This is a genomic window from Streptomyces sp. NPDC003393 (assembly GCF_053589015.1).
The window spans coordinates 87,689-113,471 of the sequence record NZ_JBSFRB010000014.1; the positions used below are offsets into that span (position 1 = coordinate 87,689).

The 25,783-nt window shown below is 70.8% G+C and carries 24 protein-coding genes; 8 read left to right on the forward strand and 16 right to left on the reverse strand.

Going from position 1 to position 25,783, the window contains the following annotated elements:
* Positions 1-98: 98 nt before the first annotated feature.
* From ACWDUZ_RS16520 to ACWDUZ_RS16540, 5 genes are all read right to left on the reverse strand, one after another.
* Entirely contained in the window at positions 99-869 is a 771-nt protein-coding gene (locus ACWDUZ_RS16520; RefSeq protein ID WP_451632506.1) for a hypothetical protein, read from the reverse strand.
* A 2-nt stretch (positions 870-871) separates the two neighbouring features.
* Entirely contained in the window at positions 872-1,465 is a 594-nt protein-coding gene (locus tag ACWDUZ_RS16525) for a SigE family RNA polymerase sigma factor (RefSeq protein WP_451632561.1), read from the reverse strand.
* Between the two features lie 368 nt (positions 1,466-1,833).
* Positions 1,834-2,085, reverse strand: coding sequence for a DUF6458 family protein (locus ACWDUZ_RS16530; RefSeq protein ID WP_451632507.1), 252 nt, complete (start codon positions 2,083-2,085; stop codon positions 1,834-1,836).
* Between the two features lie 79 nt (positions 2,086-2,164).
* Positions 2,165-3,469, reverse strand: coding sequence for a M18 family aminopeptidase (locus ACWDUZ_RS16535; RefSeq protein WP_451632508.1), 1,305 nt, complete (start codon positions 3,467-3,469; stop codon positions 2,165-2,167).
* A gap of 79 nt (positions 3,470-3,548) precedes the next feature.
* On the reverse strand, positions 3,549-5,375 hold the full coding sequence (locus tag ACWDUZ_RS16540; RefSeq protein ID WP_451632509.1) for an acyl-CoA dehydrogenase: 1,827 nt from the start codon (positions 5,373-5,375) through the stop codon (positions 3,549-3,551).
* A gap of 219 nt (positions 5,376-5,594) precedes the next feature.
* Here ACWDUZ_RS16540 and ACWDUZ_RS16545 point away from each other — a divergent pair, with 219 nt between their 5' ends.
* The 3 genes from ACWDUZ_RS16545 (at position 5,595) to ACWDUZ_RS16555 (ending at position 8,551) form a co-directional block, all read left to right on the forward strand.
* Positions 5,595-6,077, forward strand: coding sequence for an SseB family protein (locus ACWDUZ_RS16545; protein ID WP_451632510.1), 483 nt, complete (start codon positions 5,595-5,597; stop codon positions 6,075-6,077).
* 322 nt (positions 6,078-6,399) lie between these two features.
* A complete protein-coding gene (locus ACWDUZ_RS16550) occupies positions 6,400-7,377 on the forward strand; it encodes a pirin family protein (protein ID WP_451632511.1) in 978 nt (325 codons plus the stop codon).
* 145 nt (positions 7,378-7,522) lie between these two features.
* Complete coding sequence (locus ACWDUZ_RS16555) at positions 7,523-8,551, forward strand: AI-2E family transporter (protein ID WP_451632512.1); 1,029 nt, start codon at positions 7,523-7,525, stop codon at positions 8,549-8,551.
* Positions 8,552-8,581: 30 nt separating this feature from the next.
* On the opposite strand, the gene ACWDUZ_RS16560 is transcribed toward ACWDUZ_RS16555, so the two are convergent.
* Complete coding sequence (locus ACWDUZ_RS16560) at positions 8,582-10,744, reverse strand: SpoIIE family protein phosphatase (RefSeq protein WP_451632513.1); 2,163 nt, start codon at positions 10,742-10,744, stop codon at positions 8,582-8,584.
* A 214-nt stretch (positions 10,745-10,958) separates the two neighbouring features.
* Here ACWDUZ_RS16560 and aspS point away from each other — a divergent pair, with 214 nt between their 5' ends.
* Positions 10,959-12,722, forward strand: coding sequence for an aspartate--tRNA ligase (gene aspS, locus ACWDUZ_RS16565; RefSeq protein ID WP_451632514.1), 1,764 nt, complete (start codon positions 10,959-10,961; stop codon positions 12,720-12,722).
* Between the two features lie 322 nt (positions 12,723-13,044).
* Here the strand turns inward: aspS and ACWDUZ_RS16570 are convergent, their stop codons facing one another.
* The 4 genes from ACWDUZ_RS16570 to ACWDUZ_RS16585 form a co-directional block, all read right to left on the reverse strand.
* Positions 13,045-13,977, reverse strand: coding sequence for a hypothetical protein (locus ACWDUZ_RS16570; RefSeq protein ID WP_451632515.1), 933 nt, complete (start codon positions 13,975-13,977; stop codon positions 13,045-13,047).
* Positions 13,974-14,558 carry a DUF6932 family protein gene (locus ACWDUZ_RS16575; RefSeq protein ID WP_451632516.1) on the reverse strand — a complete coding sequence of 195 codons (585 nt, stop codon included), beginning with the start codon at positions 14,556-14,558 and terminating at the stop codon, positions 13,974-13,976. The genes ACWDUZ_RS16570 and ACWDUZ_RS16575 overlap by 4 nt, the downstream gene beginning before the upstream one ends.
* Before the next feature lie 71 nt (positions 14,559-14,629).
* Entirely contained in the window at positions 14,630-15,535 is a 906-nt protein-coding gene (locus ACWDUZ_RS16580; RefSeq protein WP_451632562.1) for a helix-turn-helix domain-containing protein, read from the reverse strand.
* Positions 15,536-15,685: 150 nt separating this feature from the next.
* The gene (locus tag ACWDUZ_RS16585; protein WP_451632517.1) at positions 15,686-16,231 is read right to left on the reverse strand and encodes an ATP-binding protein; all 546 of its coding nucleotides are present in this window, start codon (positions 16,229-16,231) and stop codon (positions 15,686-15,688) included.
* Between the two features lie 156 nt (positions 16,232-16,387).
* Between ACWDUZ_RS16585 and ACWDUZ_RS16590 the strand changes: the two genes are divergently transcribed.
* Both ACWDUZ_RS16590 and ACWDUZ_RS16595 read left to right on the forward strand, forming a co-directional pair.
* The gene (locus ACWDUZ_RS16590; RefSeq protein WP_451632518.1) at positions 16,388-17,263 is read left to right on the forward strand and encodes a helix-turn-helix domain-containing protein; all 876 of its coding nucleotides are present in this window, start codon (positions 16,388-16,390) and stop codon (positions 17,261-17,263) included.
* Positions 17,260-17,472 (forward strand): DUF397 domain-containing protein, encoded by a 213-nt coding sequence (locus ACWDUZ_RS16595; protein ID WP_451632519.1) that lies wholly within the window; start codon positions 17,260-17,262, stop codon positions 17,470-17,472. Before ACWDUZ_RS16590 ends, ACWDUZ_RS16595 begins: the two co-directional genes overlap by 4 nt.
* A 35-nt stretch (positions 17,473-17,507) precedes the next feature.
* Here ACWDUZ_RS16595 and ACWDUZ_RS16600 read toward each other — a convergent pair whose 3' ends face one another.
* The 6 genes from ACWDUZ_RS16600 to ACWDUZ_RS16625 form a co-directional block, all read right to left on the reverse strand.
* Positions 17,508-17,873, reverse strand: coding sequence for a PH domain-containing protein (locus ACWDUZ_RS16600; protein ID WP_451632520.1), 366 nt, complete (start codon positions 17,871-17,873; stop codon positions 17,508-17,510).
* Positions 17,874-18,040: 167 nt separating this feature from the next.
* Entirely contained in the window at positions 18,041-19,756 is a 1,716-nt protein-coding gene (gene metG / locus ACWDUZ_RS16605; protein ID WP_451632521.1) for a methionine--tRNA ligase, read from the reverse strand.
* A 166-nt stretch (positions 19,757-19,922) separates the two neighbouring features.
* Positions 19,923-21,329, reverse strand: coding sequence for a VWA domain-containing protein (locus tag ACWDUZ_RS16610; protein WP_451632522.1), 1,407 nt, complete (start codon positions 21,327-21,329; stop codon positions 19,923-19,925).
* Between the two features lie 116 nt (positions 21,330-21,445).
* Positions 21,446-22,462 (reverse strand): endonuclease/exonuclease/phosphatase family protein, encoded by a 1,017-nt coding sequence (locus tag ACWDUZ_RS16615; RefSeq protein WP_451632523.1) that lies wholly within the window; start codon positions 22,460-22,462, stop codon positions 21,446-21,448.
* A 42-nt stretch (positions 22,463-22,504) separates the two neighbouring features.
* Positions 22,505-23,479, reverse strand: coding sequence for a hypothetical protein (locus ACWDUZ_RS16620; protein WP_451632524.1), 975 nt, complete (start codon positions 23,477-23,479; stop codon positions 22,505-22,507).
* A 166-nt stretch (positions 23,480-23,645) separates the two neighbouring features.
* Complete coding sequence (locus ACWDUZ_RS16625) at positions 23,646-24,098, reverse strand: hypothetical protein (RefSeq protein WP_451632525.1); 453 nt, start codon at positions 24,096-24,098, stop codon at positions 23,646-23,648.
* Between the two features lie 158 nt (positions 24,099-24,256).
* Between ACWDUZ_RS16625 and ACWDUZ_RS16630 the strand changes: the two genes are divergently transcribed.
* Both ACWDUZ_RS16630 and ACWDUZ_RS16635 read left to right on the forward strand, forming a co-directional pair.
* A complete protein-coding gene (locus tag ACWDUZ_RS16630) occupies positions 24,257-25,351 on the forward strand; it encodes a hypothetical protein (RefSeq protein ID WP_451632526.1) in 1,095 nt (364 codons plus the stop codon).
* 69 nt (positions 25,352-25,420) lie between these two features.
* Complete coding sequence (locus ACWDUZ_RS16635; protein ID WP_451632527.1) at positions 25,421-25,783, forward strand: effector-associated constant component EACC1; 363 nt, start codon at positions 25,421-25,423, stop codon at positions 25,781-25,783.

The following is a 25,783-nucleotide window of genomic DNA, read 5'->3' on the forward strand; positions in this document are numbered from 1 at the left end:
CCATATCTCTGTTCAGGGATCGTTGTTGGTTGTCGGCGGTCGGTCGCCGATTTGCCGGTTGGCGTGGGGCTACGGGCCGGGACAGTCCGGGCGTGGGCTCAGCCGGCGGTCTCCGTGACAGCGTCCAGGAGCCGGTGGTCGGTGGCCAGGTTGATCAGCGCAGCCCGGTTCGGCACCGTGCCGTCCATGTTCTCTCTGCCTTTGTCGAGGGGGCTCGCGATCACCTGCACCTTCCATCCGTCGGAGGTCAGGTAGGAGATGCCCCACGCGTGCGAACCGCCGTTGCCTCTCATCTGAGGGGGCAGCGACTCCTTGGCGGTGTAGTACTGCAGCAGGCTGTCTCCTGAACCCGTCGGGATGATCGAGCACTTGACCAGCTGACCGCCCCACGGTGTGGCGAGGCGGCGACCGAAACCGTCCCGGCACGCCACAGGTCCTGATGGGAGCAGGGACGAGCCGGTGGGGGATTGCGTGATTGCCACATACAGGTCGGTCACCAGACCGTTGACATCGGTCAGCCGGAAGTACGGCCCGGGCCGCTTCTGCGAGAACATGCCGACCTTCCCCGGCGGAAGCATCGACCGCAGCAGTGTCAGCGAGGGATACCGGACTGGTGTTTTTGCGGCCGGCAGCGTGCGGCTGCTCTGCGGCGCCGGTGCGAGCACCCCGTAACCGCCGACCGCCACGACCGCAGCCATGGCCGTGGTGCTCAGCGCCACACCGATCCGGCGCCTACGGCGGATCCGGGTGCCCTGCGTGATCGCGCCCGGTACCAGATCCGGCATCGGCGGTTCCGGGCCGGTGTCCAGCTCGCCCAGGGCTTCGGCCAGGCCGAACCCGTACTCGTCGCCGATGTGCTTTCCCGTCATGTTCACCGCCCTGCCTTCGGATATCCGGTTTCGGAGCCCTTGCCTGGGTCTGCCCTGTTCCCGAGTGACACCGCGAGTGGTGTGTCGCCCAGGATGCGGCGCAGCGTGGCCAGCCCCCGGAAGGTCTGGCTCTTCACCGCGCCGGTGCTGCACCCCAGCGCCTCCGCGGTCTGCTCCACGCTCTGGTCCTCCCAGAACCGCAGCACCAGCACCGCCCGGCTGCGCGCGGGCACCTGTCGCAGAGCCGCCAGCAGCGTCAGCCGCAGATCGGGGTCCTGCGCCGGGGCCGCCACGTCGTACTCGTGCGCACTCGGCCGCTCCCACCAGCGCCGCCGCCGGGTCTCGTCCACGAACGTGCGGAACAGCACCTTGCGGGCGTAGCTGTCGGCAGAATCCATCCGCACCCGGTGCCACACCGCGTACATCTTCGCCAGCGCCGTCTGCGTCAGGTCCTCGGCCAAGTGCCAGTCACCGCACAGCAGATACGCCGAACGGCGCAGGAGCGCCTGACGGCTGCGCGCGAACTCCTCGAATTCGTCGGAGCTGCTGTCGACTGCGCGGACGCCGGAGACGTCCAGTTCCTCTGGAGTCCGGATCACTGGCCGCCTCCGCCCGGCACCGCAACGGTGCGCGGTGAGAAGTGGTTCATACCGTACTGACGTACCGGGCAGCACCGTAGGTTGTCACCGGTTCGCTAATTTTTTTGGACCGAGGTACTGCGCCCACCTGGGCAAGGATGCGTCCTCGAAGAGCGGGCCAGGTACGCGCACTCGGACAGCCGGCGTCCCTTCGGGAACGACGCCCGCACGACCCGGGCAGTCGACTCCGGCACCCCACGGTCGTCCCGGGAGTCCAGCGACACCCCAGCCCCCTCGCTCCGAGGAACAGAACTCATGCCGACCTCGGCAAGCCGACGGAGCCGGTTCACCCATTGTCCCAACGGAACCCTTCAGCCGGGACAGGTTCAGGGGCCGTACCCGCCGTCGATGTAGCCGTCGCGGTGGTTGTGGTGCCGTTCGTCCTCGACCACCGTGGTGGGCGGCACCATGACCCGGCGGCGCCGGTAGATGCTGCTGAACGTCGTGACGCCGATCAGCCCGACGATCATCAGGATGATGCCGACCACATCGAGATTGACCCCCTGCACGTCCCAGTCGGTCGCGAACGTGAGGATGGCTCCCACGGCGATGAGGATGATGCACCCGCCGAGGCCCATGAGTGTCGCCTCCTGTCCGGTCGTTGGATCCGTTCCGGGTACCCGGCCGGGCAGGAGGCATGCGCCGCAGCGCAGTTGACTACCCCTCCAGGAACGCCACCAGCGCGTTGGCCAGCAGGAACGGGTCGTCGGCGGCGCACAGTTCGCGGGCGCTGTGCATGGACAGGATGGCCACGCCGATGTCGACCGTGCGGATGCCGTGCCGGGCCGCGGTGATCGGGCCGATGGTCGTGCCGCAGGGCATGGAGTTGTTGGAGACGAACGACTGGAAGGGCACGCCGGCCTTCTCGCAGGCCGCGGTGAACACCGCCCGGCCCGAACCGTCCGTGGCGTAGCGGTTGTTGACGTTGACCTTGAGGATCGGGCCGCCGCCCGCGCGCGGGTGGTGCGTCGGGTCGTGCCGCTCGGCGTAGTTGGGGTGCACGGCGTGGCCGGTGTCGGAGGACAGGCAGACCGTGCCGGCGAAGGCGCGCGCCCGGTCCTCGTACGACCCTCCGCGCGCGAACACCGAGCGCTCCAGCACGCCGCCGAGCAGCGGGCCGTCCGCGCCCGTGTCGGACTGGGAGCCGTTCTCCTCGTGGTCGAAGGCGGCCAGCACGGGGATGTACGGCAGCTCGGGCGCGTCCGGCCCGGTCGCCACGGCCGCCAGGGCCGCCGTGCCGGCGTGCACCGAGAGCAGGTTGTCCATGCGGGGGCCGGCCACGAGTTCCCGGTCGCGGCCCAGGTAGGCGGGCGGCTCCACGGAGTGCACCATCAGGTCCCAGCCGGCGACCTCGCCCGCCGGCAGGCCGGACTCGTGCTCCAGGAAGGCGATGAGGTCGCCGTCGCGGACGTCGTCGCCGAGGCCCCACACCGGCTGGAGGTGCCGCTGCTTGTCGAGCTTGAGGCCCTCGGTGGAGACCGAGCGGTCCAGGTGGATGGCCAGCTGGGGGACGCGCAGCAGTGGGCGGTCGATGTTCACCAGGCGGCTGGAGCCGTCCCGGAGGGTGAGCCGGCCGGCCAGACCCAGGTCGCGGTCGAGCCAGGAGTTCATCAGCGGGCCGCCGTAGATCTCCACGGCGACCTGGCGCCAGCCGTGCGCTCCGGTGTCGGGCAGCGGCTTGACGCGCAGGTTGGGTGAGTCGGTGTGCGCGCCCACGATGCGGTAGGGCGTGTGCGGCGCCGCACCCTCGGGCACGTACCACGCGATGATCGCTCCGCCGCGCAGCACGTACTTCCCGCCGCTCGTGCCGTCCCACGCGTCGGTCTCGGCGACCTGGCGGAAGCCGGCCTTCTCCAGCCGTTCGGCCGCGTTGGCGACGGCGTGGTACGGCGACGGGCTCGCCGCGAGGAAGGACATCAGGTCGTCGGTGTGGCCGCGGTCGAAGCGCTGGCTTGTACTCATGGGTTCACCTTAACGACGGGACGAGGGTCCGCTCCCGGTGCCGGGAGCGGACCCTCGTGAGAACGCTGTGGAGGTGCGGTCAGAACGCGGTCTCGTCCAGTTCCATCAGGTCCAGGTCGACGTTCTCCGACAGCTTGCGGGCCAGGGTGACGCCGGGCAGGACGTTGGCCGCGAAGAACTTCGCCGCCGCGATCTTGCCGGTGTAGAACGCGCGGTCCTTGGCGGAGGCCGTCTCCAGCTTCTCGGCGGCGACCGCCGCGCCCTTGAGCAGCAGGTAGCCGACGACCACGTCACCGGAGGCCAGCAGCAGGCGGGTCGTGTTCAGCCCCACCTTGTAGATGTTCTTGACGTCCTGCTCGGTGGCCGCGAGGTCGGTCAGCATCAGGCCGACGACGGCCTCCAGCTCGACGGCGGCCTTGGCGAGGTGCTCGCGGGCGGCGGCCAGCTCCTCGCCGCCCTCGCCCAGCGCCAGGAACTTCTTGATGTCCTCGGCCAGGGAGTTCAGGGCCGCGCCCTGGTTGCGGACGATCTTCCGGAAGAAGTAGTCCTGGCCCTGGATGGCGGTGGTGCCCTCGTACAGGGTGTCGATCTTGGCGTCGCGGATGTACTGCTCGATCGGGTACTCCTGGAGGAAGCCCGAACCGCCGAAGGTCTGCAGGGACTGGGCGAGCTGCTCGTAGCCCTTCTCGGAGCCGTAGCCCTTGACGATCGGCAGGAGCAGGTCGTTGAGCGCGTGCTCGGTCTTCGCGTCCTCGCCGTTCGCCTCCTTGACCGCGATCGCGTCCTGGACCGAGGCGGTGTAGAGGACGAGGGCGCGCATGCCCTCCGCGTACGCCTTCTGCGTCATCAGCGAGCGGCGCACGTCGGGGTGGTGGGTGATGGTGACCTTGGGCGCGGTCTTGTCCATGAAGTTGGCCAGGTCCGGGCCCTGGACGCGCTCCTTGGCGTACTCCAGCGCGTTGAGGTAGCCCGTCGACAGCGTGGAGATCGCCTTCGTGCCCACCATCATGCGGGCGAACTCGATGATGCGGAACATCTGGCGGATGCCGTCGTGCTTGTCGCCGATCAGCCAGCCCTTGGCCGGGTGGCGGTCGCCGAAGGTCATCTCGCAGGTGTTGGAGGCCTTCAGGCCCATCTTGTGCTCGACGTTGGTGGCGTAGACGCCGTTGCGCTCGCCCAGCTCGCCGGTCTCCCAGTCGAACAGGTACTTCGGGACGAGGAAGAGGGACAGGCCCTTGGTGCCGGGGCCGGCGCCCTCGGGGCGGGCGAGGACGTAGTGGAGGATGTTCTCCTCCATGTCGTGCTCGCCGGAGGTGATGAAGCGCTTCACGCCCTCGATGTGCCAGGAGCCGTCCTCCTGCTGGACCGCCTTGGTGCGGCCGGCGCCCACGTCGGAGCCCGCGTCGGGCTCGGTGAGCACCATGGTGGAGCCCCAGGTCTTCTCGACCGCGATCTTCGCGAGCTTCTTCTGCTGCTCGGTGCCCTCCTCGAAGAGGATGCGGGCGAACGCCGGGCCGGAGGAGTACATCCAGATCGCCGGGTTCGAGCCGAGGATCAGCTCCGCGTAGGCCCAGATCAGGGACGGGGGAGCGGTGGTGCCGCCGATCTCCTCGGGCAGGCCGAGGCGCCAGTACTCGGAGTCCATGAAGGCCCGGTAGCTCTTCTTGAAGGTCTCCGGTATCGGGGCGGTGTTGGTCTCGGGGTCGAAGACCGGCGGGTTGCGGTCGGCGTCGGTGAAGGACTCCGCCAGTTCGTTCTCCGCGAGGCGGGTCAGCTCCTCCAGGATGCTTTTGGCGGTGTCGGTGTCCATCTCCTCGAACGGTCCCGTGCCGTACAGCTTGTCGCGTCCGAGGACTTCGAAGAGGTTGAACTCGATGTCGCGGAGATTGGACTTGTAGTGCCCCATGGCCACGGCTCCCGTTGTGGACTCGGCGAGGCACTGACTCCTCGCGTCTGGTTGACCTACCAACTAGTAGCTCAGATGATGCTACCCGTCGGTAATAAGAAGCAACCCCTGACGGTGTGGTCTGTGACGCGTCCGCGCCGGGCCCGGTTGCGCTCACCGGCTCCGGTCCTCACCGGCGCATGGTAGGTCCGGCGGCCGGCTCGTCGGTAGGCTGGCCGCATGTACGGATACGGCCAGCCGATGGACGGCGCCGCGCAGCAGCAGTACGTGCCGCCGCAGGAGCAGATGCCGGGCGGCATGGCGGGGGGCTACGGGCAGCAGCAGCCGCTGTACCCCGAGCCGTCGCCGCCCTCGCTCGCGGACGCGGTCCGTGCGTTCACCACCGGACAGATGTCCGCGGAGGACTTCCAGCAGGTCTTCGCCACGTCCAAGGTGTACTGCCCGCGCGGCGACACCCCGGGCTTCCTGGCGCTGCACAACACCCAGCAGCCGGTGATCCCGATGTTCACCTCGCTGAAGGAGCTGCGCCGGTACGCCGGCAAGGAGTCCAAGTACTTCGTGATCACCGGTGCCGAGGTGATCGACCTGCTGCCGACCGGGTACGGCTTCGTCCTGGACATGGAGGGCGAGCACCGCATGGTGTTCGACGCCAAGGCCGTGGAGCAGATGGTCGACTTCGCCATGCGCAGGATGTACGGCTGAACGCCTCCCTTCGGTGAGGGGCTCCCCCGGGGTCCTCTCCCGACCCCGATCGACACACCGCCGTCGGACCTTCGTGGCCGACGGCGTTCTGCTGTCCGGACGGCTTCGGCGGCGTTCTGCTGTCCGGACGGCCTCGGGGGCGTTGCCGTCCGCGGCGGGGTGCTCACGGCGTCCGCGGTGGCGGCGCCGGCCCTGTGACGCATGCCTCGTCGGCGAGAGGCCGATCGGGCCGGGAATCAGGGAATGTCACGCGAGCCTCCGCCGTTGGGGGTGGCAGAAAGTTGAACACTCAACTAGAGTGGTCGCACAAGGAGGTACCGACATGCCTGCAGTGACCGTCGAGAATCCGCTGGCGCTCCCCCGTGTGGCCGCGCCGGCCGACGCCGTGGCACGGCCCGTGCTCACCGTCACCACCGCACCGAGCGGCTTCGAGGGTGAGGGATTCCCGGTGCGCCGGGCGTTCGCCGGGATCAACTACCGCCATCTCGACCCGTTCATCATGATGGACCAGATGGGCGAGGTGGACTACGCGCCGGGCGAGCCCAAGGGCACTCCCTGGCACCCCCACCGCGGCTTCGAGACCGTGACCTACATCATCGACGGGATCTTCGACCACCAGGACAGCCAGGGCGGTGGCGGCACCATCACCAACGGCGACACCCAGTGGATGACCGCGGGCAGCGGCCTGCTGCACATCGAGGCGCCGCCGGAGTCCCTCGTCATGTCCGGCGGTCTCTTCCACGGCCTCCAGCTGTGGGTGAACCTCCCGGCCAAGGACAAGATGATGGCCCCGCGCTACCAGGACATCCGCGGCGGCAGCGTCCAGCTGCTGACCACGCCCGACGGCGGCGCGCTGCTGCGGGTGATCGCCGGTGAGCTGGACGGGCACGCCGGTCCCGGCATCACGCACACGCCGATCACGATGATCCACGCGACGGTGGCGCCGGGCGCGGAGGTCACGCTGCCGTGGCGGGAGGACTTCAACGGGCTGGCGTACGTGCTGGCGGGCAAGGGCTCGGTCGGCGCTGAGCGTCGTCCGATCCACGTGGGCCAGACCGCCGTCTTCGGCGCCGGCGGTTCGCTGACCGTCCGCGCGGACGAGAAGCAGGACTCCCACACGCCGGACCTGGAGGTCGTCCTCCTGGGCGGGCAGCCCATCCGTGAGCCCATGGCGCACTACGGGCCGTTCGTCATGAACACCAAGGACGAACTGATGCAGGCCTTCGAGGACTTCCAGAAGGGCCGTCTCGGCACGATCCCGGCGGTCCACGGCATGACGGAGACCGGCCCGCAGGGCTGACGCCGTGACAGAGACGGCTTCCGGGGGCCGGCCGTGCCCGGCCCCCGGGCCGGTCGCGGCCGACGGGGGCTGACCCGTCGTCACCCACTCACCCGGGCGGGCCTCCGTGCAGGACAGCTCGGGCGGTGCGTGGTCCGCTGGTGGGGTGCGCCTGCTGCCCGAGCCCGTCCGACGCCTCGCGGCCTGGTGTGCCGTCGTGCTGCTGGTCGCCGGCGTGGTGTGGATCGTGGTGCGGCTGTGCGTGACGTTCCGTACGGCCGTGACGCCCGTGCTGCTGGCGCTGCTGGGCTCCGCGCTGCTGCGGCCGCTGTTCAAGCGGCTGGTGCGGGCGAGGGTCAACCGGTCGGCGGCGGCCGGGATCACCTGCGTCGCCGTGCTGGTCGTCGTGGGCGGCGTGGGATACGTCGTGGTCCTCGCGCTGATCGAGAGCGGGCCGCAGATCGCCTCCTCGCTGGAGAACGCGGCGAAGTCGCTGTCCAGCCGTTTCGGGGTGCCCGGGGCGTCCCTGAAGGACATCGCCTCCCATGGCCGGGAGCTGCTGGCGAAGTTCGGCGGGACGGCGGTCTCCAACGTGATCAGCGGGGTCAGCGTGGTCGCCGAGTACCTCGCCATGGCCGTGCTGGCCCTGCTGCTGGTGTTCTTCTTCCTGCGCGACTCCGACCGGGCCCTGCGCGCCCTGCGCACGTTCTCCCCGGGGGACAGCGCCGAGGTGGCGGAGGCCATGGCGCGGCGCGCCTTCGCGGCCGTCGAGGGTTTCATGCGCGGCACCACGCTGATCGCGTTCATCGACGCCTTCTGCATCACCCTCGGCCTGTTCCTGCTGGACGTGCCGGGGGCCTTCGGGCTGGGCGCGCTGGTCTTCGTCGGCGCCTACATCCCCTACCTGGGCGCGTTCATCTCGGGCGCGGTGTCGGTGCTGGTCGCGTTCGCCGACCGGGGGTTCGTCGTCGCGCTGTGGGCGCTCGGGGTGGTGCTCGCCGTGCAGGTGCTGGAGGGGCACGTGCTCCAGCCGATGATCCAGAGCCGGACCGTGCAGCTGCATCCGGCGGCGGTGCTGCTGGCGATCACGGCAGGGGCGTCGGTCGCCGGGATCGTCGGCATGCTGCTGGCGGTGCCGCTGACGGCGGCGGCGTTCGGGATCGCCCATGAACTGCGTGAGCGCTACACGGCGTAGCGACCGGGCGCCGCACACGGGGACGGGTGCTCACAGCTTGTCGCGCGGCGGCTCGTACAGCTCGAACCAGATGCTCTTGCCCACCCCCCGCGGCTCGACGCCCCACGTGTCCGCCAGCAGCTCGATCAGCAGCAGCCCGCGCCCGGAGGAGGCCAGCTCGCCGGGCCGGCGCTTGTGCGGGAGCTCCTCGCCCGCGTCGGTGACCTCCACCCGCATCCGCCGCTCGCCCTTGTCGCCGCTCACCTCGGCGAGCAGCAGCGCGTCGGTGTCGGTGTGCACGAGGACGTTGGTCAGCATCTCGGACAGCAGCAGCACCGCGGAGTCCACCTGCTCCGTGGGCGACCAGTCGTGCAGCAGTTCCCGCAGCTGCTGCCGGGCGACCGAGACCCGCTCGGGCTCGGCCTGCGCGACCGTGAGGAGGGTGCGCCGGACCTCGGGCCGAACCGCCACCGCGCCACCGGGGGCTTCGGGGTGCCGGTTCAGGAGCAGCACGGCTATGTCGTCCTCGCGACGGTCGGCGAGCGGTCCGGTGGTGTAGTGCGAGGACGGTCCGTGCACACCCTGGACGAGCGCGTCGGCCAGCTCCTCGGTGTCGCCCTCGTGCTGCTCCAGGATCGTACGGACGCGCTGCCAGCCGGTGTCCAGGTCGTGGCCACCGGTCTCGATCAGCCCGTCCGTGCAGATCATCATGGTCTCACCGGGCTGCAGCGTGAACCGGGTCGTCGGGTAGTCGGCGTCCGGGTCGACGCCCAGGGGCAGGCCGCCCGCCGTCGGACGCATCAGGACCGTGCCGTCCGTCAGGCGGATCACCGGCTCCGGGTGCCCGGCGCGGGCCACGTCCAGGACTCCCGTGCGGGGGTCGACCTCGGCGTACAGGCAGGTCGCGAAGCGCAGGTCGGTGAGCTCGCCGTCCTCGGCGGCGCTGCTCACGATGCCGTGCAGGAACCGGGAGGCGCGGGTGAGGACCGCGTCCGGGCGGTGGCCCTCGGAGGCGTAGGCGCGCAGGGCGATGCGCAGCTGGCCCATCAGGCCGGCGGCGCGCACGTCATGGCCCTGGACGTCGCCTATGACCAGGGCGAACCGTCCCGATCCGGCCTGGGTGCGGCTGCGGGCGGGTCCGCCGGGCAGCGGGATCATGTCGTACCAGTCGCCGCCGACCTGGAGGCCGCCGCCGGTGGGGACGTACCGGGCGGCCAGTTCCATGCCGGGGACCTCGGGACCCAGCGTGGGCATCATCGAGCGCTGGAGACCCTCGCTCAGCTCGCGCTCGGTCTCCGCGGTCCCGGCCCGCGAGAGCGCCTGGGCCAGCATCCGGGCCACCGTCGTCAGCACCGAACGCTCGTCGGGCGTGAACGCGACCGGGTGGGTGAAGGCGGCCATCCAGGCGCCCATCGTGCGACCGGACGCGGTCAGCGGCAGGAACGCCCAGGAACGGCGGTTGAAGCGCTGGGCGAGCGGCCAGGTGAGCGGGTAGCGGGACCGGTACTCCTCCGGGGAGGAGAGATAGACGGCGCGGCCGGTGCGCACCACTTCGGCGGCCGGGTAGTCCGTCTCGAGCGACATGTGCACGAAGGGGCCCTCGTCACCGGGCCGCTGCCCGTGGTGGCCGATGATCGTCAGCCAGTCGCCCTCCACCCCGAACACGGCCAGGCCGTCCGGTGAGAAGCCCGGCATCGACAGCCCGGCCGCCACCCGCAGCACCTCCGCCGTGGACCGCGCCTCGGCCAGCGCCCGTCCGGCGTCCAGCAGGAACGCCTCCCGGGAGCGCCGCCAGTCGCCGGTGACCGTGCTGCCCCCGGCCGGGGAGCCCGGTGTCGGCTCGGTGACCTCTTGCAGAGTGCCGATCAGTTCGTAGGTCTTCTTGCGCCGGTCGTACGTCGGCCGGGAGCGGCTGCGGACGACCCGGATGATGCGGCCCCGCTCGTCCATGATCCGGATGCGCACCTCGGCGAGGGTGCCTTCGGCGACGGCCAGCTGCACCACACCGGTGATCTCGTTCCAGTCGACGGGGTGCAGACGGGAGCGCACCTGGGCCTCGGTGAGGGTGACCTCCTCGGCGGGCAGCCCCAGCAGCCGTGCCGCCTCGGCGTCGGCGGTGACCAGACCGGTGGAGGTGTCCCAGTGCCACACTCCGGTCCCGAGGGAGGCGAGAACGTCCCCCACGGCGGGAAGGGAGTGCTCACCAGTGCGCATTGCCCCACTCTAAGAACAGGCTCTCGAACACTGCCACCGTAGGCGTACGGGCACGCGGCCCGGGAACCGTCGCCGGCCCCTCGCGCGCATGGCACCGACGCCCCGCGTGAATGGGGGAGAGCCGAGCGTGGGGCGGCCGGTACCCTTGGTAGGTCCGGGCCGGTCCGTGTCCCTGCCCGGCGATCCCCGATCCGCGAAGACTGGATGAACGACGATGCATCGGTACAGGTCCCACACCTGCGGCGAGCTCCGCGCCTCTGACGTCGGCACCGGCGTCCGGCTCAGTGGCTGGCTGCACAATCGGCGCGACCTGGGCGGCATCCTCTTCATCGATCTGCGCGACCACTACGGCATCACGCAGCTGGTCGCCCGCCCCGGCACGCCCGCGTACGAGGCGCTGGACAAGCTGTCGAAGGAGACGGTCGTCCGGATCGACGGCAGCGTTGTTTCACGTGGAACCGAGAACGTGAACCCGGATCTGCCGACCGGCGAGATCGAGATCGAGGTCGGCGAGGTCGAGGTGCTCGGCGCCGCGGCCCCGCTGCCCTTCACGATCAACACCGAGGACGGGGTCAACGAGGAGCGGCGCCTGGAGCACCGCTTCCTGGACCTGCGCCGCGAGCGCATGCACCGCAACATCATGCTGCGCACGGCCGTGATCTCGGCCATGCGCCAGAAGATGGCCGCGATGGGCTTCAACGAGATGGCGACGCCCATCCTGTCGGCCACCTCTCCCGAGGGCGCCCGCGACTACGTGGTCCCCTCCCGTGTGCACCCGGGCAAGTTCTACGCGCTCCCCCAGGCGCCGCAGCAGTTCAAGCAGCTGCTGATGATCTCCGGCTTCGACCGCTACTTCCAGATCGCGCCCTGCTTCCGTGACGAGGACGCCCGCGCGGACCGCTCGCCGGGCGAGTTCTACCAGCTCGACATCGAGATGTCCTTCGTCGAGCAGGAGGACATCTTCCAGCCGGTCGAGAAGCTGATGACGGAGCTGTTCGAGGAGTTCGGGGATGGCCGCCATGTCACCTCGCCCTTCCCCCGCATCCCGTTCCGCGAGGCGATGCTGAAGTACGGCTCCGACAAGCCGGACCTGCGCGCCAAGCTGGAGCTCGTCGACATCACGGACGTCTTCGAGGGCTCGGAGTTCAAGGCGTTCGCGGGCAAGCACGTGCGCGCGCTGCCGGTCCCGGCGGTCCAGGACCAGCCGCGGAAGTTCTTCGACCAGCTGGGGGACTACGCGGTCGCGCAGGGCGCGAAGGGCCTGGCGTGGGTCCGGGTCGGCGAGGACGGCTCCCTGGCCGGCCCGATCGCGAAGTTCCTCACCGAGGAGAACGTCGCGGAGCTGACCAAGCGCCTGTCCCTGTCGGCCGGTCACGCCGTCTTCTTCGGGGCGGGCGAGTTCGACGAGGTCTCGAAGATCATGGGCGCGGTGCGGGTGGAGGCCGCGCGCCGGGCGGGCCACTTCGAGGAGGACGTGTTCCGCTTCTGCTGGATCGTCGACTTCCCGATGTACGAGAAGGACGAGGAGACCGGCGGGATCGACTTCTCCCACAACCCCTTCTCGATGCCGCAGGGCGGCCTGGAGGCCCTCGAGACCCAGGACCCGCTGGACATCCTGGGCTGGCAGTACGACATCGTCTGCAACGGCGTCGAGCTGTCCTCCGGCGCGATCCGGAACCACGAGCCGGACATCATGCTCAAGGCCTTCGAGATCGCGGGCTACGACCGTGAGACCGTCGAGGAGAAGTTCGCCGGCATGCTGCGGGCGTTCCGCTTCGGCGCCCCGCCGCACGGCGGCATCGCCCCCGGCGTCGACCGGATCGTCATGCTCCTGGCCGACGAGCCCAACATCCGCGAGACCATTGCCTTCCCGCTCAACGGCAACGCCCAGGACCTGATGATGGGCGCCCCGACGGAGCTGGACGAGTCCCGCCTGAAGGAACTGCACCTGTCGGTGCGCAAGCCGCAGCCGAAGTAGGCGGCACACGGATCGCTGAGGCGCCCGGGACCATGCCGGTCCCGGGCGCCTTCGTCTGCTCGCCCGGCCTACGTCCCCGTTGTTCACGCACGGCGCATGACGTTGTTCTCTGGTGTCAGCACCCCAGCTCTGTACGGCGCTCACGGACTGCCACTCGATCGCCCTGGCGAACGCCTCGTCCTTCGTGGCCTGCATTTCCGCGAGGCGGCCCGGGGCCACGACGGCGAGTGCCGCGCGCAGGGCTTCGGGTGTGTGCTCGGGGCGGGGAACCAGCCGGTGTTCGTCCTCGGGCAAGGTCTGAGCGCGCAATGGGTCACCCTGATCAGGGTTCAAGCGGCAGAGACGACTGTTCCGCCGCTGGGCCGAGATACGTGTACTCGGTCGACCGGGCGATACCCACCGCGTCGAGGCGCTGACGGAAGCGGACCCGGAAATGCACGTTGTCCCCGAGGCCCGGACGCATGCGGAGCAGTTCCTCCGGTTCCTCGAAGTGGACGTCGTAGGCCTGGGCGTTCCTGGCCGTTCCCGTCTTGACCTTCACCCAGCCGCTTTCGCGGAGTTCCGTGATGCGGCCCGAGATGATGATCTCCTGGTCCCGGGGCCTCGTCTCACGAAGCCGCTCGACATATCGTCTGCCGCGCTCCGTGAGCTGAGCCCTGCGCATGCCACCGTCGGCGCCGTACCAGGTCATTCCCAGGTCGAGACCGTACTTGCCCAGAGCCCGGGCCAGGGCGTCCACCGCGTCGAAGAGGCGCGACCACTCACGGACGTCCTGTTCGGCCTCGAGCGCATTGAGCAGTCTGGTGAGCATGTGCATGCCGGTACTCGCGGCCGATGTGGCGGGAGCGTCCATGGCCGGAGGCTCGGAGAGAACGACGGACGGCACGGGACGCGCATGGACCACAGTGCTGCCAGCTGAGATGCCCGTGAGCTCCAGCTGGACCGGAGTGCCCGCTGCGACGGAAATGGCGTTCTCCACCGGGTTCAGCAGAGCGTCGCCCCACTGGAAGCGCAGAGCGCCCCGTTCAGTGTCCGGCCCGGTCAGCCGCAGGCGCAGCTCCTCGTCGAGGCGGGCGTCGGGCTCGTAGGCATGTACCGCCGCAAGGCGGCTGGCGCGGTGCTCCGCCTCAACCTCCTCGTCGTCCCGTTCCTCGGTGCCCATTTCCTCGAGGAGGCGCGCAGCGATCTCGGCTGCTGCCGGATCGTCCCCGAGCAGCGCACGCCTGCGCTCACGCCAGCTGTCGCCGGTGGTCACAGTCGTACCTCCAGGTATCCGCGAGCCGGGGCGGCACTCTCTGGCGACGGAGAGCGGTCCGTCTGACCGGGCAGTCGGCAGCGCTGCCACCAGTCGTCCCACACACCCCGTTCCATGAAGTATGTCCGTTCCTCGGCGGTGAAGCGCTCCGGCCGGAAGACATGGCCGACGGGCTGGTACCCGACCCTGACCGGTGAGACTCCGAACTTGCGCAGCATGTTGTCCCGGCTCTGGAAAGCGGTGGTCAGCCATTTGGATCCGGGTCTGCCGCGCACGGCGCGCTCGGCACGCACGTCGATCAGGAGAGTCGCATCGATGTTCCCAGGATCGGGCTTCGTGCTCACGAAGCTGCCGCCGAGCCACAGCCTGTGGATGAGCGTACGCCCGTCCATGACGTCTGCGTAGGCGTCCTCCAGCGTGAAGAAGCGATCGAGATAGCCATGCAGTCCGCCCCACAGTGACTGGCGTGTTTCGGAGTCCTGGAACTCCGGTGCGCTGACCAGCATGGCCTCGGCCTCGTCGAAGGAGACGGAGTAGCGGCCCAGCGGAAGGAATCCGTTCGCGGCGAAGGAAGGCAGCACATGAAGTCCTGTCGGGTACGGATGGACGCCGTGAGTGTGCAGGGTACGCCGGTGAGTTCTGCGGCCACGGCTCATCCTGCCGCGCGGATCTCACCGCCGTCAGAGATGTGCGGCACTTGGTCGTCCACCTCTCTGCACTCACGGCACCTGCCCGGCCGAGGCGCCCGGAAGGCGCGGTCGCAGCCGTCGCAGGTCTGGAGGGGGTGTCGGGGCTCGGGGGCCAGTGCGGCCGAGGGCCTGAGTGGTGGCGCGGGCGGGAGCTGAGCGGTCAGGCGGTGGGCGAGCAGGGCGGCCGGGCGGATCAGCGGCTCGTTCGGCAGGTTCGCGGTCAGGGCGTGGCGTACGGCGGTGGGGGTGAGGTCGCGTTCCAGCCAGGCGGCGACGCCGGGTGCGAGGTGTTCCGCCTCGGTGGCGGAGAGGAGCAGCCGGGGGTCGTGGCGGCGCAGGCCGGCCAGGACGTCGAGGGCCGCCTGGAGCAGGGCGGGCCAGGGGCGCGACGGCTGGGGCACGGCGGGCAGCCGCCGCTTGCGGGACGCGGGCTCGTCGGGCGCCGTCCGCCGCGAGGGCCTGCGGGCGGCCTGCTCCCGGGCAGCCCGGTGACCTGGCCGGTTACAGGACACCGTGCGGGTGACGATCCGGCCGGTGGGGGTGCGCTCGCGGGTGCGGCGCAGGTAGCCGTGCGTTTCGAGTTCCCGCAGGGCGGCGGCGATGCGGGTGGGGCCCTCGGGAAAGCGGGCGGCGAGGGTCTTGATGTCGACGGCGGTGCCCTGCCGCACCGACTGGATGTAGCAGGCCAGTCCGATGGCGAGCAGGGACAGCTCCGGGTGCTGGGCCAGGTCGTTGCCGATCACCGTGAAGTTCTCGGTGTGGCGGACGTGGTCGTGGGCGACGCCGGCCACGGGCTGCCCGCCGGGGTGGTTCTTGCCCCGGATACGGGACTGGGCGCGCGCGGGCGCGCTAGGGTTTTCGGTGTCCATCGGGAAGGTCCGATCTTCCTCGGTGGTCAGGCCCTCGCACTGGGATGCCAGTCCCGGCGAGGGCCGTTCCATGTCTGGGGTTGTTCGTGTGCTGCTGGCGCTGAGCGTAGGGCAGGCAACCGGTCCCGGATCCAGCTCACTTGGGCATATTCACTCGCGGGGGTGAGTTTGCCCGGCGGGAGGGAGGGGTGGGGCTTGGAGGGATCCTTTCTCGTCAGTGGGTAGTGCATAGGGAGCGCAGGTCCGACCGGGGAGTGGGCGGCCACGTTCCGGTGACAGCGGAGCGGTGACGGTGAGTTCGGCCCAGACCGTCTTGCGGGGCGGGAGGCCGTGGGTGACTCCCCAGCGGTCGGCGAGGGCGGCTACGAGGGTCAGGCCGCGTCCCGCCTCCTCGGTGGGATCGGCCGGCCGGAGGCGGGGCAGTCGGTCACCGCGCGTGTCCGTGACCTCGATGCGGAGGGTCTGACCGACGACGTAGAGCAGGAGTTGGAAGTTCCGGCCCGCGACGCGGCCGTGCGTGGCGGCGTTCGTGGCCAGCTCCGCCACGATGAGCCGCGCCGGGTCCAACGGCACTCCCCAGGTACGCAGTTGTTTGGTCGCGAGCAGGCGGGCGAGGCGGGCGCCCCGGGGGGTGGGAGACAGCAGGACGCTGAAGTTGCGGATGGGGCTGCCGGACTGGGGGAGTTTCCGATTCACGTCACTCAGCGTGGCCGGACGCGCCTACCGTGGGGCGTGACATCACGGTTGCGTACGGTGACTGTCCGGTCCTTGTCCGGTGGTGTCCGGGCTTGTCGGGGCGGTGCGAACGGGTAGTGCGTGGCTGGTGCACGGCGGTACGACGGAGGGGCGCGCATGTCGGTGGACGGTGAGGTTCGGCGGCTGAGGACCGAGGCTGACGAGCCGGGGTGGGAGGTGGACCCCGACGACGAGTGGGGCGTGGCCGTGGTCGCCACCGTGGGGAGGCAGTTGAAGCTGCGGCGCGAGGCGGTGGGGATGCGGGCCGGCGAGTTCGGCAAGGCCGTGGGGTACGGCGAGGACCTCGTCTACAAGATCGAGAGCGGCAAGCGGATTCCCCGGCCTGAGTTTCTGGACAGGGCGGACGAGGTGTTGGGCGCGGGTGGGCTGCTCTCGGCGATGAAGGAGGACGTGGCCAAGGTCCGGTATCCGAAGAAGGTGCGGGACCTGGCCCAGATGGAGGCGCGGGCGGTCGAGATCGGGATCTACGTGTGCAGCAGCATCCCTGGTCTCTTGCAAACTCCCGAGCACGCCCGTGCCCTGCTGGAGTCGTGGCAACCCGCCTATACCCCTGAGGACCTGGAACGAAGGGTGGCCGCCCGCATGGCTCGCCGAGCCATTTACGACCGGTGTCCCGCACCCTCCCTCAGCTTCGTCCTGGAGGAGGCGACGCTACGCCGCAAGGTTGGAGGCACAATGGTGCGGCGACAGCAGTTCGAACGCTTGCTGGAGGTGGGGCAATTGAACAACGTCACCCTCCAGGTGATGCCGATGGACAGCGATCCACATCCCGGCATGAGCGGCAGGATCGAAGTGCTGAAGTTCGAGGACGGTACGGCCGTAGGACGCTCCGACGGCGCGTGCAACGGCCGTCCGACGCACGATCCGAGGCAGCTTCGCGTCCTCGAACTGCGGTATGGCACCATCCGGGCCCAGGCTCTTCCGCCGGGGGAGTCGCTGGCGTTCATCGAGCAACTGCTGGGAGAGACATGATCCGCAAGCCCGCCGCCAGAGATGCCTCCGAACTGGCGTGGTTCAAGAGCAGCTACAGCGACGGACCCGACGGTGACTCCTGCCTTGAGGTCGCCACCACCCCCGGCACCGTCCACGTCCGCGACTCCAAGTACCGGAACGCCGGACCCCGCCTCGCCCTTGCCCCGGAGGCGTGGGCGGACTTCGTGGCGTACGCGTCCGGAAGCTGACCTCCCCCTGGGCCGTCGGCCGAGTCCGCGCCCGGCTACCTGGCGACGAACTGGGTGAGGATCGCCTGGACCTCGTAGATGTCGACGCCCTTGGTGAACGTCTTCTCGATCGGGGCCGCGGAGCCCGAGAGCCAGATCTTCAGCTCGGCGTCGAGATCGAAGTGGCCGGCCGTCTCGACGGAGAAGTGCGTGATGCTCCGGTACGGGACGGAGTGGTACTCCGTCTTCTTGCCGGTGATGCCCTGCTTGTCGACCAGGATCAGGCGCCGGTCGGTGAACAGGATGGTGTCGCGGATCAGCAGAAAGGCGGCGTGCACCTGCTCGCCCTGGCCCAGCAGACGCGAGTACTCCTGCTGTGCCTGGGCCGGGTCGATGCTGTGCGCGTTGCCGAACAGTCCCATGGAAGGTCCCCCCACACGAGTGACGGCGGCCGCGGTGGTCGTCGTCCGTCGGCGATCTTCGCAAAGCCCGGGGCCCGGGAGAAGGCCTTCCTTCTCCCGGGCCCCGAGCTGTAGCGAGCGTGTTACGCGGCCGGCTTCTCCTGGAGACGTGGTCCGCTTCGCTGCGGTTACTGCGCCTCGCCGCCGAAGCGCTCCTTGTACGCCGCCAGGTCGTCGTCCGTGAGCTTGGCGAAGAGAACCGGGGGGACCGTGAACGGCGTGCCGGCGGGGAGGGCGGTCAGGGATGTCGCCTCGGCGGGAGTCACCCAGGTCGCCGTGTCGTCCGGCAGGGAGAACGCGGCGCGCATCGCCTTGGCCGTCGTCGGGATGAAGGGTTCCGAGACCACCGCGTAGAGGCGGATCAGGTTCATCGCCGTACGGAGGGTCAGGGCCGCGCCCTCCTTGTTCGTCTTGATCTCCAGCCAGGGGGCCTTCTCCTCCAGGTAGGAGTTGCCGGCCGACCACAGGGCGCGCAGGGCCGCTGCCGCCTTGCGGAACTGGATGGCCTCCATGTGCTGCTCGTACTCGGCCAGGAGGCGCGTGATCTCCGCACCGAGCCGCGTCTCCGCCTCGCCGGGCTCGCCGCCCTGCGGCACCTCGTCGCCGAAGCGCTTGCGGGAGAAGGACAGGACGCGGTTGACGAAGTTGCCGAGGGTGTCGGCGAGGTCCTTGTTCACCGTGGCCGTGAAGTGCTCCCAGGTGAAGGACGCGTCGTCCGACTCGGGGGCGTTGGCCATCATGAAGTAGCGCCAGTAGTCGGCGGGCAGGATCTCCAGCGCGTCGTGCGTGAAGACGCCGCGCTGCTGCGAGGTGGAGAACTTGCCGCCGTAGTAGTTGAGCCAGTTGAAGGCCTTGATGACGTCGACCTTCTTCCACGGTGAGCGGGTGCCCAGCAGGGTGGCCGGGAACATCACGCTGTGGAAGGGGACGTTGTCCTTGCCCATGAACTGCGTGTAGTGGACGTCCGCGTCCGACTTCCACCACCACGAACGCCAGTCCCGGTGCTCCGGGTCCTGGTCCGCCCACTCCTTCGTCGCGCCGATGTACTCGATGGGGGCGTCGAACCAGACGTAGAAGACCTTGCCCTCGGCGGCCAGGTCCGGCCAGGTGTCGGCGGGGACCGGTACGCCCCAGTCCAGGTCGCGGGTGATCGCGCGGTCGTGCAGGCCCTCGGTGAGCCACTTGCGCGCGATGGAGGAGGCGAGCAGCGGCCAGTCGTCCGCGCGCTCGTCGACCCATGCCTCGACCTCGCCGGCCAGGGCCGACTGCAGGAGGAACAGGTGCTTGGTCTCGCGAACCTCCAGGTCACTGCTGCCGCTGATGGCCGAGCGCGGGTCGATCAGGTCGGTCGGGTCCAGGACGCGCGTGCAGTTCTCGCACTGGTCGCCGCGGGCCTTGTCGTAGCCGCAGTGCGGGCAGGTGCCGATGATGTAGCGGTCCGGCAGGAAGCGGCCGTCGGCGTTGGAGTACACCTGGCGGATGGACCGCTCCTCGATGAAGCCGTTCGCCTTGAGCTCGCGGGCGATCTCCTGGGTGATGTCGCGGTTCTGCGGGGAGGAGCTGCGGCCGAAGTAGTCGAAGGCCAGCTGGAAGCCGTCGTAGACGGCCTTCTGCGCATCGTGCGCCTGGGCGCAGAACACGTCGACCGGGAGGCCCTGCTCCTTGGCCGCCAGCTCCGCCGGGGTGCCGTGCTCGTCGGTCGCACAGATGTACAGGACCTCGTGGCCGCGCTGGCGCAGGTACCGGGCGTACACGTCCGCCGGGAGCATGGACCCCACCATGTTGCCCAGGTGCTTGATCCCGTTGATGTACGGAAGGGCGCTGGTGATGAGGTGTCGAGCCATCGGGGGCTGCTCCCAAGTCGCTACGTGGGGTGACGACCGGCCGGCCCGCGCGGCCGTCCGATTCGTCTACGAACCTTGAAATCGTAGCCGACACGGGTGCGCCGCCCGCTTCCCGTTCTACAGGGCGGAAGCGGGCGGCGCGGGGTGTGCTGGTGGCTCCGGTGGGTCACGGGCGCCAGGCGGCCAGTACTCCCTCGTAGAGCTCCATGTCGGTGAGCTCACGCGGGGCGGGGCCCGCGTGGAAGAAGGAGGTGTTCTCGGTCTTCAGTTTGCGGAGGTAGTCGAAGGCCTTGTTGTCGTGCTCGCCGAAGGCGACGAAGGAGAAGAAGACGGCGGGGTGGTCCTTCGCCGCCTGGGTGAGGGACTGGGTGGCGGGGGTCTTGGCGTCGGGAGCACCGTCCGTCTGGAAGATCACCAGGGCGGGGGTGGCCGCGCCGTCCGTGGACTTCGCGTGGTGGGCGAGGACCTCTTCGACCGCCGCGTGGTAGCTCGTACGGCCCATCCGGCCCAGGGAGCCGTGGACCTCGTCGATCCTGTTCTCGTGGTCGGCGAGGGTGAGGTCGGCCGTGCCGTCCACTTCGGTGGAGAAGAACGTCACGTGGACGGTGACCTCGGGGTCGAGGTGGGCGGCGAGCGCGAGGGTCTGCTCGGCGAGGGCCTGGGCGGAGCCGTCCTTGTAGTACGGGCGCATGGAGGCCGAGCGGTCCAGGACGAGGTAGACCTTGGCGCGGGCGCCGGTGAGGTCGTTCTTCTTCAGGGCGGCGCCGGCGGCCTTGTAGGCGGTGGCGAGGCCCGGGGCGCGGGACTTCAGACGGGTGAGGGGGGTGGCGGGCATGGCGGCTGCCTGCGGTGCGGCCTCGGCTTCGCCTTCGGCCGGGCTCTCGTCCCCATCGGCATCGTCGGCATCATCGGCCGTGCGGCTTTCGGCGCCGGGTGCGGGTGTCCCCTGTGGGGCTTCCTCCGCGTCCGCGGCTCGCGGGGCGTTCTTCTCCGCCGTGTCAGCCGTGTCCGCCGTCTCCTCGGCCTCGGCCGTCTCGGCTGTCTCCGCCGTCTCCGGCGCTTCCTCGGCCTCGGCAGTCGCGGCCGGCTCGGGCTCCTGCTCCGGTTCCAGCTCCGGCTCCGCCTCCGCCACCGGCTTTGCCTCCGGCGCGGGCTCTGCCTCTGTCTCTGCCTCCGGTTCCAGCTCCGGCGCGGGCTCCGCCTCCGCCGCCGGCTCGGGCGCCGGGTCCTGGGCCTGAGGCGGCGTCTCCTCCGTCGGGTCCGCCGGCTTCGCCTGTGCGGGGACCGTGACCTTGTCGAAGGCCGCTGCCACCAGCTCGTGCTCCCCGTGCTCGTCGCGTTCCTCGCGAGGAGCGGTGCGGGGGTCGGGCACCTGGGCCGTGGCCGGTACCGAGGGCGAGGGCTCCGGGGCGGATTCCGGGCCCGGGGACGGGACCTGGGCCTTCGGCTCGGGGTGCTGGGCGACCGCGGGGGACGCCTCCTGGGTGGGAACGTGTTCCACACCCTCTGCTTCGGCCGTGCGCCCCTTGCGTGAGCGGCCGAACGCGTTCCGCAGGCGAGTGAGAATGCCCATGTGCGCAACCCTTCGCGTGAGTTGTTCCCGTCGATCCCTGGCCAGGACGGACACGTAAGGTTAGCGGCCCCTGGTGACGATCTTGAGCAGGGGAGAACACCGGGGGCGGGGCCGTGTCAAGGCCGGGTCGCGGCGGTCCGGGGCACGTGCAGGGTGAGGTCGACCAGGAGGGCCCGGTGGTCGGTGTCGGCCAGGCGCAGGAAGCGGGCGTGGTCCGCGGAGAACTCGTCCGAGACCAGCACGTGGTCGATCTGGGCGCCCAGGGCGGGTGTGGTGCGGGCCGGCCAGCTGGGGGTGCGGTCGGAGCCGGCGAGACGGGCCGCGTCGCGCAGGCCGGTGTCGAGGATGCGGCGGAAGCCGGCGTGGTCCTGGGAGGCGTTGAAGTCGCCGGCCAGGACGGTGGGCGTCGCGGTGTCGGCCGCCGCGAAGGCCCGCAGCCTGCCGAGTTCCCGGTGCCAGAGCGCGACCTGGCCGGGCAGCGGCGGTCTGGGGTGCGCCAGTTGGAGACGCACGGGATGCCCCCGTACGTCGGCGACCGCGCCCGGCATGCCCAGTTCGCCGCGTACCCCGTCCGTGCCCTTGAGCGCGTACTTGCTGAGGATGATCGAGCCCTTGGAGCCGGCCGCCGCCACGGCCCGGCGATAGGGGTAGTCGCCTCCGACGTCCTGCCGCACCAGGTCCTGGCACGCGTAGTCGCACTCCTCGACGAACACGATGTCGGGCCGCTCGCGGCCGATCACCGGGACGAGGGCCGGCGCGGCGCGGCCGAACTCGACGTTCGAGGTGAGGACGCGGAGATGGGCGACCGGGGCGCCGGTCGGCTCCGCCACCCTTCCGTACGGCTCGATGAACCACGCCAGCAGACCCAGGACCACCACGCCCCACACCGTCCCGAACCACCAGCGGCCGAGCAGGGCGAGCGCCAGCCCCAGGCCGGTGGGGACGAGCAGCCACGGGAGGAAGGCGAGCAGCTGCGGCACGGGTGTCACGCCGTCGCTGTCGGCGAGCCGGCAGCCGACGACCACGCTCACCCCGGCGAACAGCAGCCCCGCGCACCACGCCCGGCCCCTCGCACGCCCTCCCCGAAGCCCTTCCCGGACGGTTCGGTCGGTCTCGTACTGGGTCGCGGCCACGGCCCTGGAGCCTACGAGGCACGGCCCGCGCGCGCCAGGAGATCAGGCGTCGACGCGTGTCGGCTCCGGCGGCTGGGTCTGCGTGGCGGCTGCGGAGGCGCGGCGGCGTCCCAGGAGGAGGCGCAGGCGCGTGCGTGGGCGGGGCCGGCCGCCCCGTCCGGCCCGGACCGTGCGGCGGCGGGTGAGCCAGGTGAGGGCGGCCACGGTCAGGCCGAGGGCCACCAGCAGCCACGAGACGGTGCGCAGGGTGGCCGTCAGGGCGTCGTAGACGGCGGCCGCGGCCGGCCGGGAGACCTCGTCGGGCAGGTCGGCCAGGGTCAGGCTGCGGCCCACGGCGAGGGCGAGGGCGAGCAGTCCGCCGCCGAGGGCGATGCCGAGAGCGGTCGCGGTGAGCGCGCGGCGGCGGCAGGCGGCCAGCGCGATCCCGGCGACGGCGAACACCACGGCCGCGACGGGGAGCCAGAAGCCGGCGACTTCGAGCACGTGGAATCCCTTCCGCAGGCGGCCCAGCTCCTGGGCCGGGACCAGGGCGACCTCGGCGTGTTCGACGGGGATGCGGCCGGCGAGCGCCACATGGTCCTGGGTGAGCCTGGCCTTGACGTGGGCGGTGACGGGGGCGAGGTCGACGGTGACCGGGCGGTCACCCCCACGCGAGTCGTCCCGCAGGGCGCGCAGGACGGCGTCGTGGGCGGCCCGGTTGCCCTCGTTCCACGCGGTGCGGAAGGCGGCGGTCTGGGTGAACGACTGGAGCGCGTCGCGCACGAACGGCGCCACCGTCACCCGCATCACCTTGGCGTCCACCTGACGGCCGAGCTCGTCCAGGATCCCGTCCCCGACCGTGTCCGCGACCGCCTCGCGCACGTCCGGGTCGGCGGCGAGCGGGGCCATCGTGGTGACGTAGCGGCCCGTGTCCGTGAGCCCGTACGCCGCCCAGGCCGACAGCGCGCCGAACGGCACGAGCAGGCACGACAGCGTGATCAGCACGGCCGACAGGCCGCTTCGCAGAGGTCGGGACACCCTTTCAGCGAAGGCCGCCGGCATCGGCTCCGCCACCGGAGAGGCGGCATTCGGGTGACGTGGGGTGAGTGTCCGGCGACGGTGGGTCAGGCCTGGCGCGGAACCCGGCACAGGCCCGCCGCGCCCGGTCTCTGCCGGTGGGCGCCGTCCAGCGGGGCCTGGTGCGTCAGCGGGTGCGGTGACCCCGTGCGTCCTCGTGCGTGTAGAACCAGTAGAAGCAGAACAGCCCTACGAGAGCGCCGAACCCGATCGACAGGCCGATGGTCAGCAGGACGCTCTCCCCGGACTGGTTGTACAGGAAGCCGAAGGCCGCGGCGGAGAACAGGAACCACACGAAGGCGTGCAGCTCGCGGGGCAGTCGCGGGGCCACGTACAGCACGCCCGCCAGCAGCACCGTGAAGACGATCACGGTCACGAAGCCGAACACCAGGTTCCCGGTCGTGATCGGTCCGCCGGAACGCCGGTTGGCCGCGGCCCAGTAGCCGTAGACGAGGCCGATGGCGAAGGGCCCCGCCCACCGTCCGACGGTGTGCGCCCGGTGGCTGAAGAGGGCGGGCGTACGGGGCTGACGGGTGGCCGGGCTGGTGGTGCGGGCGGAAACAGGTGCCGGATGAGCCATGAGAGCGCTCCTCTCTCCTCGTCGCCCCCGCCTACCAGAGCACACCGGGGGCGGATCCCCGGCAAGTCGGCGGACGCACATTCCCACCCGTCTTTGCCGGCGCAGCGGTCCCTGCGGTTACGGTGCTGTCCGTACGCGACCGACGACGCGGGGGGACCATGCCTGGAACGGTGCTGCTGCTCGCGGCCTCGCCGGTGGGCAGGGGGCGTCTGGTGGACGCCGCGTCCGTGCTTCCGGTGCTGGCGGCCGTCGAGCCGGCCGTGCTGGCCGGGACCGGCACCGCGAGCGTGGTCGAACTCGCCGACCCGGTGGAGCCGCAGGCCGTCCTCACCCGGCTGCGCGCCGCCGCGGCGTCCCCCGGCCCTTTGACCGTCTTCGTCACCGGACAGCTGCAACTCGACCGTCGCCAGCGCCTGCCGCACCTGGCGCTGGCCCGCACCACGCCCGCGACCGTCCGCTACACCGCGCTTCCCTGGCACTGGCTGCGCGAGGAGCTGCGGCTGCGCCCGGACGGCACGACCACGCTGGTGGCGGATCTGTACGCGGACGAGGAGAGCTGGCGGCAGCTGCGGCAGCGCCCGCTGGACGCGGGCCGCACCGTCGCCGTGTACGGGCGCGTCGCGCCACCGCCGTCCCGGCGCACGGTGGCGGTCCCGGCGTACATGAAGGCGGTGGCGACGATCCTGCGCAGCGGGCACCGGCCGCCGCTGGAGCAGTTGCACGAGCAGGCGCTGGCGCGGCTGTCCGGTGGTGCGGACGGGGCCGGTGCCGTCGGGGCCGGCGTGCAGGTCGGTCCGGGGATCGTGCTCACCGCGCGCCGGCCGGCGGGGGCCGACCCGCACGCCGCCATCGCCGCCTGGGTCGAGTCCGGGCGGCACGGCGACGCCGACGCGCTCGCCGCCCGCTGGGAGCAGGCGGCCGTACGGGCGTACGGGGCGGCCTCCGAGGACGCGCTGCACTGGACGGAGGTCCGCGCGGACCTGGCCATGTTCGCGGGGGACGCGGCCCGCAGCTGCCGTGCCTGGCTGACGGTCGCCGCAACCCGGCTGGCCATGGGGCAGAGCGCCGAGGAGCCCGCGGTGGAGGCCGCCGTCGACCGGGCGCACCACCAGTGGGGACGGATCCGCGATGCCGCGCGGGCCCGGGAACTCGGGCCTGTTCTCGCCGAGTTGCGCGGGCGTGTTCCCGGCCGACGGCGGGGTGCGCTGGACGACGTGCGGCGTCAGCTGCGGCAATTGCAGGAGCAGAGCTGACGCAGAGTCAGATCATGGATCGGTACGAACCCTCCCCGGACGCCGTTCGTGATGTCAGAATGGTGAATTATGGCTGAGGGGGATGGCGTGGCCGGCCGAGAGATCCGGGTCCGGCTGGACGGGAGCGCGAACAACAACGACGTGGCCGCGTTGAAGGCGTGGCTGGAACGCGAGAAACCGCTGGACGACCGGGTCCGCGACGGGCAGCTGCAGATCCTCGAACGGCCTCGGCCGGGAGGGCCGCCCGGGCACATGGGCGTGGGCATGGAGATCCTCCTGGTCGTGATCGGAGCGGGCGCCGAGGCCGTGTTCCGGGAGCTGCTGGAGCAGACCAGGCGGGCGGTCGAGGCCTGGCTGGAGAACCGCCGCCGGGTGGAGAGCGGCGATCCGCCCGAGGCCCGCGTCGATCCGGTGAACCCCGACCAGGGGTAG